The sequence below is a fragment of the Bradyrhizobium manausense genome (genome assembly GCF_018129685.1).
GTDB lineage: Bacteria > Pseudomonadota > Alphaproteobacteria > Rhizobiales > Xanthobacteraceae > Bradyrhizobium > Bradyrhizobium manausense_D.
This window is the reverse complement of the sequence record NZ_JAFCLG010000003.1, coordinates 272,788-285,675: the sequence shown is the minus strand read 5'-3', so window position 1 is coordinate 285,675 and position 12,888 is coordinate 272,788. Positions and strand designations below refer to the sequence as shown.

The 12,888-nt window shown below is 64.1% G+C and carries 10 protein-coding genes; 4 read left to right on the top strand and 6 right to left on the bottom strand.

All coding sequences use genetic code 11. The features are described 5' to 3' along the window. Positions 1-2: 2 nt before the first annotated feature. The 4 genes from JQ621_RS11625 to JQ621_RS11610 are packed head-to-tail and all read right to left on the bottom strand — an operon-like array spanning position 3 to position 4,915. Positions 3-1,331 (bottom strand): NAD(P)/FAD-dependent oxidoreductase, encoded by a 1,329-nt coding sequence (locus JQ621_RS11625; protein ID WP_212234795.1) that lies wholly within the window; start codon positions 1,329-1,331, stop codon positions 3-5. Positions 1,332-1,365: 34 nt separating this feature from the next. Next, on the bottom strand, positions 1,366-2,241 hold the full coding sequence (locus JQ621_RS11620) for an ABC transporter permease (RefSeq protein WP_212234794.1): 876 nt from the start codon (positions 2,239-2,241) through the stop codon (positions 1,366-1,368). A gap of 4 nt (positions 2,242-2,245) precedes the next feature. Further along, positions 2,246-3,196, bottom strand: coding sequence for an ABC transporter permease (locus JQ621_RS11615; protein ID WP_212234793.1), 951 nt, complete (start codon positions 3,194-3,196; stop codon positions 2,246-2,248). A gap of 27 nt (positions 3,197-3,223) precedes the next feature. Continuing rightward, a complete protein-coding gene (locus tag JQ621_RS11610) occupies positions 3,224-4,915 on the bottom strand; it encodes a peptide ABC transporter substrate-binding protein (RefSeq protein ID WP_212234792.1) in 1,692 nt (563 codons plus the stop codon). A 204-nt stretch (positions 4,916-5,119) separates the two neighbouring features. On the opposite strand from JQ621_RS11610, the gene JQ621_RS11605 reads away from it, so the two are divergent. Beyond that, positions 5,120-5,752 (top strand): helix-turn-helix domain-containing protein, encoded by a 633-nt coding sequence (locus JQ621_RS11605; protein ID WP_212234791.1) that lies wholly within the window; start codon positions 5,120-5,122, stop codon positions 5,750-5,752. Positions 5,753-5,890: 138 nt separating this feature from the next. After that, a complete protein-coding gene (locus JQ621_RS11600) occupies positions 5,891-7,747 on the top strand; it encodes an ATP-binding protein (protein WP_212234790.1) in 1,857 nt (618 codons plus the stop codon). A gap of 15 nt (positions 7,748-7,762) precedes the next feature. Here the strand turns inward: JQ621_RS11600 and JQ621_RS11595 are convergent, their stop codons facing one another. Next, on the bottom strand, positions 7,763-8,788 hold the full coding sequence (locus JQ621_RS11595) for an AraC family transcriptional regulator (RefSeq protein WP_212234789.1): 1,026 nt from the start codon (positions 8,786-8,788) through the stop codon (positions 7,763-7,765). 187 nt (positions 8,789-8,975) lie between these two features. On the opposite strand from JQ621_RS11595, the gene JQ621_RS11590 reads away from it, so the two are divergent. Together JQ621_RS11590 and JQ621_RS11585 are read left to right on the top strand one after the other, a co-directional pair. After that, entirely contained in the window at positions 8,976-9,425 is a 450-nt protein-coding gene (locus tag JQ621_RS11590; RefSeq protein WP_063689614.1) for a cupin domain-containing protein, read from the top strand. A gap of 107 nt (positions 9,426-9,532) precedes the next feature. Beyond that, positions 9,533-11,026 (top strand): flavin-containing monooxygenase, encoded by a 1,494-nt coding sequence (locus tag JQ621_RS11585; protein WP_212234788.1) that lies wholly within the window; start codon positions 9,533-9,535, stop codon positions 11,024-11,026. On the opposite strand, the gene JQ621_RS11580 is transcribed toward JQ621_RS11585, so the two are convergent. Further along, positions 11,023-12,585, bottom strand: a complete 1,563-nt coding sequence (locus JQ621_RS11580) for a TadE/TadG family type IV pilus assembly protein (RefSeq protein ID WP_212234787.1) — start codon at positions 12,583-12,585, stop codon at positions 11,023-11,025. The two genes, JQ621_RS11585 and JQ621_RS11580, sit on opposite strands and share 4 nt — an antisense overlap. Positions 12,586-12,888: the final 303 nt, after the last annotated feature.

The window sequence follows — 12,888 nt, the reverse complement described above, 5'->3', positions numbered from 1 at the left end:
CCTCAGAACGGGCTGACCGGCGCGAGCCGCCGGCCATCGATCATGCGCTTGTGGCTGTAAGGCTCCGGATCGACCAGCGGTGTCGAACCGGTCACGATGTCGGCGGCGAGCTTGCCCGCGGCCGGGCCGATGCCAAAGCCGTGCCCGGAGAATCCGGTGGCGAGGAAGAAGCCCGGCAAAGCATCCACCGGCGAGATCACGGGAATCGTATCGGGCGTGCAGTCGATCGTGCCGCCCCAGGCCTCCGCGATCTCGATGTCCTTCAATTCAGGATTCGCCTTGATCAGTGAGGCCAGCGCGGCATTGACCAGCGACATATCGGGCGCGGGATCGCGCACGCGTTCGGTCTCGAACGGCGACGGCCTGTCGAAGCTCCAGCTCGTGCCACGCATGATCTGGTCAAGGAACGACTTGCCGAGCGACATCTTCAGGCCGTTGCGGCGGTGCAGATAGGTCGGCCAGAACGTGCGCGCGTAGCGGAACAGGTCCGGCGACAGCTCGACCGTGCCGCGGTTGCGCAGCGCCAGCGTAAAGCCGCCGTCGAGGCGGCGGCGGATGCAGTAGAAATCGGTGCCCAGTGCGCCTGACGTAATCTCCGGCGCTGGCGTCGTCCGGCATGCCGTGGCGTTGACGAGACCTATCGGCAGCTCAATGCCGTGACGGCGGCAGAAAAGCGACGACCATGCACCGCCGGACAGCAGCACGGCTTGCGTCTTGATCGTGCCCTTCTCGGTGACGACGGCACTGACCTTTCCACCTGTCTTCTCCAGTCCGCGCGCGGCGCAGCTCTGGTGGATGGTGACGCCATGCTTGCGCGCGGCGGTGGCGAGCGCCGGCACGGCCATCGACGGCTCGGCGCGTCCGTCGCTCGGCGTGTGCAGGCCGCCGACCCATGTGTCGGTATTCCCTGGCATGCGTTCGGCGACTTCGGCCGGGGTCAGCACGGTCGAATGCACCTGCATCTCGCGCGCCACGGCAGCCCAGCGTTCCCAGCTTGCGAGTTCGTCCTTGTTCTTGGTCAGGAACAGGACCCCGGTGCGGCGAAAGCCCGCGTCGACGCCGGCATCGTTCTGCATGTCCTCCCACAGCAGCAGCGCCTCGCGGGCGAGCGGAATCTCCTCGCGTGCACGGCCCTGCTGGCGGCACCAGCCCCAATTGCGGCTCGACTGCTCACCGCCGACATGGCCTTTCTCGACGAGGGCAATAGACAGACCCTTCCTGGCGAGATGATAGGCTGCGGAGACGCCGATGACGCCGCCGCCGATGACGACGACGTCCGCCTGCACCGGCAGGCGTTCGTCGCTGTTTATACGGTTGAGCGGCGGGGACATGATGCACTCCTGGGGAACAGTTCGGGTGTTTTCGTCATGGGATGTTCATTCGCGGGTCGAGGGCGTCGCGCAGGCCGTCGCCGAGGAAATTGAAGCTGGTCACAGCGAGTGTGATGACGAGGCCCGGCGCAATCGCGAGCCATGGCGCACTGGTGAGATAGATCTGCGCGTTGTTGAGCATGTTGCCGAGGCTCGCGGCCGGCGGCTGGATGCCGTAGCCGAGATAACTGAGATAGGATTCCAGCAGGATCGCCTTGGCGACGTTGAGCGTTGCCGCAACCATGATCGGCGCAACGGCATTTGGCACGAGTTCGCGGAACATGATCCGCAGGTTCGATGAGCCGAATGCGAGCGCGGCCACCGCAAACTCGCGCTCCCGCAGCGAGCGCATCTGGGCCTCGACGACGCGCGCCACCCACATCCAGGCGGTCGCCGCGATCAGCACGGTGGTGGTCACGAAACCGGGCTCGGTGAGCGCCGCCAGCGCCAGCAGCAGGAAGATGGTCGGAAAGCACAGCACGGCATAAACCAGCCGCATCAGGACCGCTCCAACCACGCCGCCATAAAAGCCGGCGAAGGCGCCGACGACGATGCCGACGACCATCGCGATCACCATCGCGACGAAGCCGATCGACAGCGAAACCCGCGCGCCCATCATCAGCCGCGCCAGCACGTCGCGGCCAAGCTCGTCGGTACCGAGGATGTGCGCACCCGAGAGCGGCGGCGCGAACCGCTTCATGATGTCAATATAGGTGTCGTCGAACGGCAGAAGATACGGACCGAACACCGAGCCCAGCACGAGAACCAGAATGATGACGCCGCCGGCAAGCGCGAGCCGATGCCGGCAGAAGCGTTGCCAGGCGCCCTGGCTCGGCGTGGGTTGGGCTGTGGACAGGACTGCGGTCGCCATCGCTTCAGCCCACCCGGATGCGCGGATCGACGACGGCATAAAGCATGTCGGCAATCAGGGAGCCGATCAGCACCATGATCGCCGAGAACATCAGGATGCCCATCACCACGGGATAGTCGCGATAGCCGATGGAATCGAGAAATAGCCGGCCCATGCCGGGCCAGGTGAATACGGTTTCGGCCACCAGCGCGCCGCCGAGCAGCGCCGGAAACTGCAGGCCGGCCACCGTGATCATCGGCAGCAGCGCATTGCGCAACGCGTGCACGGTGAGGATCCGCCAGTCCGGCATGCCCTTGGCGCGCGCGGTGCGAATGTAATCCTGGTTGATCACCTCGAGCATGGAGGAGCGCATGAAGCGCCCCCACATCGCGGTCTCGACCAGCGCCAGCACCATCGCCGGCGCGATCAGATGATGCAGCAGATCGAGAAAGGAGCCGTCCCCGACGGTCTCGCGGTTTCCCGCCGGCAGCCAGCCGAGCGTCACCGAGAACACATAGATGGTGACGAGTCCGAACCAGAAGGTCGGGATCGAGAGCGCGATCATGGCGCCGACGGTGGCGAGCGAGTCGAACAGCGAGTATCGCCTTAGCGCGCCCGTGATGCCGATCCAGAAGCCAAGCAACACCGCGATGATGGTCGCGGTGACCATCAGCTCCAGCGTCGCGCCGAGATGCGAGGAGATCACCGACAGCACCGCATCGCCGTCGCGATAGGACTTACCCCAATCGCCTTTCAGCATGCGACCGAGCCAGTCGAGATACTGGATCGGCAGCGGGCGATCGAGCCCGAGCTGCCTGGTGACGCGATCGAGATCCTCCTGCGTCATCTGCGCCGAGGCCGCGAATTGCGACAGCGGACCGCCGGGCGCCAGATGCAGGATGGCGAAGCCGATCGCCGAGACGATCACCAGCAGCATGACCGCCTGCGCAAGGCGATTGAGGACGTAACGGGCCATCTCAGGCGATCCAGCCAGCCTGAGGCATCAGGCCCAGTACCATTCGCGGATATTCCAGCAATTGGTCGAGGTGTTGATGTTGGGCCGGAAGCCTTGCAACCCCTCCTTCACGCCCTCGGCGATAAAACCCTGGAACAGCGGCAAGATCGCAAGTTCGTTGCGGATGAGTTTCTGCAGATCGCCGTAGGTCTTCTTGCGCTGCTCGATATCGAACTGCCTGGCGCCTTGCGCGAGCAGCCGGTCGGCCTCCGCGCTGTGGTATTGATAGGTGTTGTAACCGCGGCCGCCCTTGGCCGGAATCGCGCCAGAGCCGAACCGTGGCGTCACATCAGGGTCGCTGCCCAGCATGAAGTTCACGCCCACGATCACCGAGTTGAACTTCGACTGCTGCCAGAAATCGCCCCAGATCACGGCGGCCGGCATGTTGTTGACGCGCATGCTCGCGCCGATCGCGCGCCAGTCCTGGATCAGGAGCTGCTGGGTCTGCTCGCGCACCGCATTGCCCGACGTGGTCGAGTTGGTGAATTCGAGCTTCACGCCGCCCTTCTCACGCACGCCGCCGGGGCCGCGCACCCAGCCGGCCGCGTCAAGCAGCGCATTGGCCTTGGTCGGATCGTATTTATGTTGCGGCAGGCCCTTCTGGAACGACCACGCCTCCTGCGGCACGAAGCTTTCGGTCTGCGTCGGCAGGCCGTAATTCAGCGCATCGATGATCGCCTGCTTGTTGATGCCAAGATACAGCGCCTCGCGCACGTTACGATCCGCGAAGGGACCGAATTCCAGATTGGGCGCGATGTGCTCCACCGAGGACGTCGACGAGACGAAGATCTTGCGCGTCTTCAGCGTCTTCGCTTCCTGCACGAAGTTCGGCAGGATGCCCTGCAGGCCGGTGTAGTCGACCTGGCCGGTGCGGAACTGGGTGTAGAGAACGGTGAGATCAGGAATGTACTTGAAGACGACGCGTTCGACGTAAGGTCCTTTGCCGTGATAGTCGGCATAGGCATTGAACAGAATGTGGTCGCCGGGCACGCGCTCGCCCCAGCGGAACGGCCCGGTGCCGACAGGCGCGTTGTGGAACGGCGACGAATTGGGGTCGGACACCTTTTCAAGGATGTGCTTGGGCACGATGAAGGTGAGCGACAGGATCGACATGTAGGGCGAATACGGGGCTTCCATTCGCCAATGGATCTCGTCGGGCGCGACGATCGTGATGTCCTTGACCAGGCTGTGGCCGACCCGGTTGCGCACGCGGAAGTCGGCATTGTTGATCAAATCGAGCGAGAACTTGACGTCGTCTGCCGTGAAGGCCGTGCCGTCGTGCCACTTCACGTCCTTGCGCAGCCTGATCTTCCAGGTCAGTCCGTCGGCCGAGAGGCCACCGTTCTCGACCGTCGGGACTTCGCGCGCGAGATCAGGAACGAACTTGCCGTCGGGATCGATAAACCAGAGCGGCGAGAACACCTGCCACCAGACCCCCTGGTCGACTTCGATACCAGGCATCAAGGGATGAAAGACGGTCGGCTCCTGCGAGAGCGCGGCGATCACCTGCCCACGCGGCTTGTCCGGCGGATTGCCCGGGCGTTCGGTTTGGGCGAAGGCGTTGCCTGACAGCGTCCACCCCGCCGCAGCGCCTGCGCCGAGCTGGAAAAATTGTCGGCGATTTGGAATGCCGAGATGATGCAGTCCGCCAACGCCGAACTTGCCGGTGCTGTCTGCCATGACCAGTCTCCGTTCCCGCACGCGGCACCTCTCCCGCGCCCCAAGCCCCGGCGGAGGGACAGGAGTGGGCTTTAGTGCTTCTAAATTTTTCGACCAAAAGTTCATCACGACTAAATACAGCTGTCAATCGGATTGCTACGATGCGCCACCTTCTCACACGGCGGCCGAAGTTTCCGGCGGCGATGAAATGCACGGGAGAGCGACATGGACGGTCGCGGCGACACCAACGGCCCGAAGGACGCTCCGGCGATCGAGGCTGACGATGCGATCGATGCGCGCCTCGGCGAGACCGTGCGGCTGTTGCGCCAGCGCGCCGGCCTGTCGATCCAGGACGTCGCCACCAGGACCGGCCTCTCCAACGGCATGATCAGCCAGCTCGAACGCGCGCGCGCGATGCCGTCGATCCGCACGCTGCGCCTGCTCTCCATCGCGCTCGACGTGCCGATCTCCTACTTCTTCGAGGCCAGCGACCCCGCCGACGTGCAGCGCTACATCGTACGCAAGAGCAACCGCCGCCTGCTGCGGCTCACCGCCAGCGGAGTCGTCAAGGAAGCACTGACGCCGGAGGGCAAAGGCCAGATGGAGCTCTATGAGCTCACGCTCAATCCCGGCGCCTCCTCGGGCACCGACTTCCTTCAGCACACCGGCGAGAAGGCCGGCTACATCCTCTCCGGCAGCCTGCGGCTGTGGCTCGACAACCAGGCCCATGTGCTGGAAGCCGGCGACAGCTTCCGGTTTCCCAGCATCGTGCCGCACATGTTCGACAACCCGACGCAGCAGGCCGCGCGCGTGATCTGGGTCACGACGCTGCGCCAGACAGATTCGCCGGCCGGTTGAGCGAACGACGCCCGCGCCCGATACCGCCGGAAATTACCCTCGACGCCGCCGCAGGGAGTCTGTAGCTCACAGGAAGCCGGGCTCATTTGACAGGGGCGGACTTTGGATGTCCGGGGCTGGCGTCGCTGGTGTGAGACGATGAAACTCAGGGGGCTTCTGACATCGGCGATGGCTACGCAAGCCGTCGTGACCGCCGTGGCTCTCTGCGTAGCCTACGCCGTGGCCGGCACCGGCATTGCCCTGATTGTCGCCCTGCTCGCAAGCGGCGCTGCTGCGGTGCTGCTCGCACGTGTCTGCGCGCACAGCATCGCGACCGCTCAGGAGAAGCGCATCGCCGCACAACTGGCCGAGCAGGCGCAGGCCCGGATCGACAGCGTGCAGATGACGCAAGCCGTCATCAAGACCGCGCTCGACGCCTTCATTCAGACCGACGACACCGGCGTTGTCCTCGAATGGAGCCTGCAGGCCGAGGCCCTGACCGGATGGTCGCGCCCCGAGGCCATCGGGGCCGACGTCGTCGAACTGCTCGTCGCCGAGCCGCTACGAGCAGGCTTCAGGCAGCGCATGATGCGGCTGCTGCCGGAATTGTCCGATACGCCGATCGGCATCCGTTTCGAGGCGCGGCTCGTGCACCGGAGCGGCGACGAGATCCTGATCGAGGCATCGAGCACGGCGCTGCGCTTCGGCGGCCGGACCATCATCAACGTTTTCGTCAAGGACGTGACGCAGAAGCGCGCGGCCGAGGAGCAGCTGATCCAGTCCCAGAAGATGGAGGCGGTCGGCCAGCTCACGGGTGGCATCGCGCATGAATTCAACAACATGCTGACCGTGATCACCGGCACGATCGAGATCCTTTCCGACGCCGTGAAGGACAATCCGCCGCTCGCCACCATCACCAAGCTGATCAGCGAGGCCGCCGATCGCGGCGCAGCGCTGACCTCGAGCCTGCTCTCCTTTGCGCGCAAGCAGGCGCTGCAGCCGGCCGACATCGACGTGAACGACATGCTCGAAGAGCTCGCAAGGCTGCTGATCGCGACCTTCGACAAGAAGATCGAGGTCGTGAGGAAGCTCGATCCCACCATATGGCTGGCCTTCGCCGATCGTGGGCAATTGAGCTCAGCGCTGCTCAATCTCGCGATCAACGCCCGCGACGCGATGCCGGAGGGCGGCCGCTTGACGCTGACGACGCGCAACGTCGTGTTTGGCGTCCGCGAAGCCGTCGCAGTCGGCGCCGGCTATGCCGGCGACTATGTCGAGATCGAAATCGCCGACACCGGCACCGGCATCCCGCAGGCGCACGTCGAACGCATCTTCGATCCGTTCTTCTCGACCAAGGAGGTCGGCAAGGGCACCGGCCTCGGGCTCAGCATGGTGTTCGGCTTCGTCAAGCAGTCGGGCGGCGGCATCAAGGTCAAATCGGCAGAGGGCCGCGGCACGACCTTCACGATCTACCTGCCGAAGGCCGAGAGCAGCACGCTTCGTCCCACCGGCTACGACTCGCGCAAGATCGTCGGCGGGACGGAGACGATTCTCTGCGTCGAGGACGACCGCGACGTCCGCCAATACGTCACGGTGCAGCTGAAGAGTCTCGGTTACAAGGTCGTTCCGGCCGCCAACGCGACCGAGGCGCTCGCGATTGCGGCGGACGGCACGCCGTTCGACCTGCTGTTCACCGACATCGTGATGCCCGGCGGCATCAACGGCCGCGAGCTCGCCGACCGGATGGTCGCTGCACGCCCCTCGCTCCGGGTGCTGTTCACCTCCGGTTACGCCAACGATTCCCAGCACACGCCGGGAGGCGCCACTGTCGGCGCGCCGCTTCTGGCAAAACCCTACCGCAAAGCCGAGCTCGCCCGCATGCTGCGCCGCTCGCTCGACACCGCCGTCGATGCCGCCGGTGATGCGATCCCGACGCCGTATTCGGTGGAGGCCGAGGTCGAAGGCTTTTTGCGGAAGCAATCGTCCGACGACGACACGCCCCGATCGCGCAGATAGGCTTTTTCGGCGCCGTCAGCTCATCCGTCGCCGCAGCGTTGCCGACGGCGTCTCGCCGAACTTTTCGCGATAAGCTCCAGCCATGCGGCCGAGATGAGTGAAGCCGAGCTCGAATGCGATATCAGTGATGGAAACGTCGGGTGGGGCCTGCGCGAGCCGGGTGTGGAGACCGGCAAGGCGCACATCGAGCAGCATCTCCGAAATCGACACGCCGAAGTGGCGGCGAAAACCAAGCTGAAGCGCGCGGATGCCGATGCCGGACGCGCAGGCGAGCCGCGAAAGATCGAGCGGCTCACCGGCATTGTCCGCAAGATAGTCTCGCGCAGCGCGAAGCGCGCGCGGCAGACGTTCGGCTTGCCCCGAGAACGTCCTGATCGCATCCGACAGGCCGTGCCGCTGGCCATTGAGCAGATGATCGAGCAACACCTCGCGCCAGCCGGCCATTGCGGCCGGCGACAGCCGGCCGGACGGCCCGAGATGCTCGGCGAGCAGCATCAGCTCGGCAAGACTGGCTTGCAGGTGGCGGCCCGACGGCGCGTTCAGGTCGATCGCGGGATCGAACTCGACCGCGCCGGCCGCCCTGCCCGACAGCGCCGCGGCGCGCTGCTCGACCATGCGCCGGTCCAGCAGCAAGATCGCCTGGGCGCAGTCGCGCCATATCATCTGCGTCGGGATGGTCGGCGACAGCAGCGACGCCGTCCGGACAGGCGCGGCATCGAACCTGCTGGCTCCTGCACGGATATGCGCGGAGCCCGTGAGCGGGATCTGGACCAGGAAGAAGCGTTCGAGGCAGCCGGGATCAATGCTGACAGTCCCACCATAGGCAACGTAGTTGATGGAGAAGCCGTCGAAAGCTGCGCAATTGTGCCGGGCCGAGAATCCGGACGCACGGGCCTGAGCCGGCTTGAGATCGTGCGGACAAAAAATGCGACCGATCTGCTCGGCCGCTTCGTCGACATCATCGGTCGTGACGCGGGCGAAGTCCGCAAGCCGTTCGGTTGCGGGTGGCCTCGCGCTCATTTCCTGCACGGCTGCGGACATCGTCGACCACGCTTCGCGTCACGGAATTGTTTTAAGCCTATAATAGTTCCCGCGACCCGAAAAGGGCCGTGTCGCAAAATCGTCGTGCTGCACGGCAACAGGCTTGCTGGATTCGTTTAGCGGATAGACAGAGGGCCCATCGCGGGCGGAAGCTCCATCCTTGCCGGTATCCAACAGGAGGCGAGCCATGACTGCACTCGAAAAGGGCATTACAGCAAACGGCACAGGCTACGGCGGCAAGACCTGGAACATACTTGGGCAGGTCTACTTCCCCAAGGCCGTCACCGATTCCACCTTCGCGTTCGAAACCAACAGCGATCCAGGCCAGTTCGTGCCGGTACATATCCATCCGACCCAGGACGAGTTCATTTTGGTGCAGGAAGGCACGCTCGACCTGAAGCTGGATGGCAAATGGGTCAAGGCCCATGCCGGTGATCTCGTGCGCATGCCGCGCGGCATCCCGCATGGCTATTTCAACAAATCCGACAAGCCGTGCCGTGCGCTGTTCTGGGTCTCGCCAATGCAGAAGCTGGAGGCGTTGTTCAACCAGCTCCACAATCTGACCGACCCTGCCGAAGTCGTGCGCATCTCGGCGCTGCACGAGGTCGATTTCCTGCCGCCCGAGGCCAACGACTAGGCAACCGCCTCCTCGTCCGATTTCATCTGCGTGCCGCCCGGCCGGCCGCGCCTTTGCGGCTGAACGAGATCGCTTGCGCGCGAAACACATCGATTGCGAGCCACCCAATGATCAGCCCCAAGCATGTCTGCGTGATCGGCGCCGGCGTCTCCGGCCTCGCTACCGCAAAGGCGTTCTCCGCCCGCGGTCACCGCGTCACCATTCTCGAGCGCAGCGCCGATCTCGGCGGCGTCTGGGAGCCGGCGCGCTCCTATCCGGAGGTGCAGACGCAGAGCCCCAAGGATCTCTACCGCTACACCGACCGCGCCATGCCGGACTCCTACCCGGAATGGCCGACCGGGCCGCAGGTCCACGCCTACCTCGCCGACTACGCGAAAAGCTTCGGTCTCGACCGCATGCTGCGCCTCGATACCACTGTCGCCGGCATGGCGCGGCGGGCCGATGGCAGAGCGGGTTGGACGCTCGCGCTATCGGGCAAGGATGGCGCGACCACCAGCGAGGATTTCGATTTCGTCGCGGTTTGCACCGGACAGTTCAACGAGCCGCGCGAGCTGCATTGCCCGGGCGAGGACGGCTTTCTCGCACGAGGCGGGCAGATCCTGCACTCGTCGAAATACGGCGATTCGGCGCTGGCAAAAGGACGCCGCGTCGTCGTTCTCGGCGGGTCGAAATCCGCGACCGACATTGCCGTGAACGCGGTGAAGTCAGGCGCGCGCGAAGTCACCATCGTGATGCGCGAGCCGGTCTGGCGGATCCCCTACTTCATAGGCGGTCTCGTGAACTTCAAGCGCATCCTCTACATCCGCGCGCAGGAGGAGATGTTTCCGGGTTGGGGCGTCAGTGCGATGTCGCGGCTCGCGTATCGTCTCACCGCGCCCCTGGTCTGGGCGAACTGGCGCGGACTCGAAAGCTTGCTGAAAGCACAGCTCAAGCTCAACAAGTGCAAGATGGTGCCGAAGGAGCGGATCGAGGACGGCGTCAACTGCTCGGTCCCGATCGCGACGCCTGGCTTCTACCCGATGGTCGCGGACGGCAGGATCAAGGCCGTGTTCGGCAGCTTCGACCACTATGAGGGCGAGACCATCGTGATGAGCGGCGGAGAACGCGTCGGCGCCGATGTCGCCGTGCTGGCGATCGGCTACAAGCTCGGTGTGCCCTTCCTTTCCGAGGCCTATCAGCAAAAGCTGGTCGATGCCGACGGGCAGTACCGGCTCTATCGCTTGATCGCAAATCCTGACCTGCCCGATCTCGGCTTCGTCGGCTTCAACTCGTCGTTTTGCACCGTGCTCTGCGCCGATCTCGCCGCGAACTGGCTGGTCCGCTACGCCGACGGACAACTGGCACGCCAGCCGACGGCGCAGCAGATGCACGACAACATCGAGATGATGCTGCACTTCAAGCGCGTGGAGCGACCGGCCGCCGGCGTTTACGGGGGCCTGTGCGTTGCGCCTTATCACTTCCGCCATTTCGACGAACTGATGGCCGACATCGGCGCAAAGACCCAGAAGCGCCGCGGACCGGCCGGACACTTCCTGCCGCCCGACGCCGATGCCTACGCCAAATTCCTGGCGTCAGCGCCGGAGTACCGGGCAGCGTGCTAGTTGGTGATGCGGGCCTCCTGGACCGCATGATTGAACATCGCGTTCAACGCCGCCGTGATGTCGGCCGGCGTGTTCGCGGTGTAGAAGAAGCCAGGCGAGGCGCAGTTCTGCAGGCTCGTCGGAATGTTCGGGATGTTCCAGTTGGCGTAATCGTCCTCGTCGCCGGCGAACGACGTGTTGACCGGATTGATCGTCTGATAGGGAATGTACAGCACGGAGATGATGATGCCGCGGTTCTTCAGCGGCGTACACGACGTGGCCGGATCGATCGTGGTGGCATGGTTGCTGCCGGACCAGCCGCCGTTTGGAACGCCCTTCATCTGTGGATCCTGCGCGCCGTCGGTGACGAGGAAGACATAGGGCAATGTGTTGGTCCAGGCGCTGCCATCGCCCACGCTTGTGATCAATTGGTTCATGCTGGCCAGCGCATTGTCGATGTGCGTCCCGCCCGAACCCAGATTCGCGTTCGTATTGGTATCGAGCAACGTCGCCAGATTGGCCGCGGCATAATTGATAGTGGAGGGATTGGTCGTCGAGCCATTGATGCTGCTGGTCAGCGGAAAATACGAGTAGAGATACTGGATGAACGGATAGAGACCGATGCGGAACTCGTTTGGCACCTTCGCGGTGTTGTTCGCCGTGACGAACAACTGGTTCACCGCATAGCCGACGGCGTCCAGACGCAGCTGAATGCAGGCGTCGGTGCCGTCAGTCGGACAGTTCGCCACCGTGGAAAGGTTCGAGTAGAGCGAATTAGGCAGGCCGGAGACGATCGACGACGGCAGCTGAACGCCCATAGGGTTGCTGGTCTTCTTCTGGAGAAGACCCTTGTACCCGCTCTGGCTGACGCGCGAGATCGCATAGCCGAGGCAGTAATTGTTGGTAGGATAGCCCTGCGTGCCGGAGTCCGTGCAGGCGCTGTTCTGCGGCGAGAAATGGCAGGCAAGCGTGCAGCCTGTCGGATATTGCCGGTAGTTGTCGGGATTGATCGACTGCATGCGCTGCGCTTCCGCGGCGGTCGACGGCAGACCCATCGAGCCCGAGACATCCAGTGCCAGATAGAAATCGAGGTACAGCGGCAAGGTCGTGGACGAAGAGGAACTGCCGGTTACGGTCAACGTCTTGTAGCCGAGCAGCTGCATGAAGGTAACGGGAACATTGGCGCTGAACTGCACGTACGAGGTCAGCCTGTTGCCGGTCTTGGTCACCGTGCTCGTCTCGGTCAGATTGGTGAAGCTGCCGGCAAATCCCGAAGCGTTTCCGTTGAAGATGGCGTTCGCTTCCGTGACGCCTGCTGTGACCGATCCGTTCGACGTCATCGACATCGATGCGTTGTAACCGGCTGAGTTCACCGAGATCGATGCCACGCTCGCCGAATCCGCCGCCCCCTGCAGCTTGGCCTTGATGCGCGTTGCCATGCTGTAGTCGATGGCGCACCCGGTCCCCGTGATAATCGGCACGAGCGCGATGGCAAAGATGACGGCGACATTGGCATTGGAGTCGCGCTTCAGTCGCGAGACAAGCCGGCCGATGCGATGGACGATTCCCAAATCTGGCATTGCCAAGCCTTCTCGAAGGTGCGCTGAGAGAAATGTCTGAAAGGAACGACAAGGACAAAGAGACGAAACAGGCGCCAGGAAGCAACGCTCGATAGCAAAACGAAAAACTTCGCGCAGGAAGAGTCGAATCGGCCCCCCGGCAGGACATTGCATTGTGCCGATCCGGCGCTACTGAATCGTAAAGGCGACCATTGAAAAGCAGGGGCGGCCTCGTCAGCCGGCTTCAAGAAGACGGGCTTTTCCGTCCTTTTTACCGCCCTTCGGATCCGGCTGCCCCCGATCGGCCCCTCGCCAGCCCGCCCC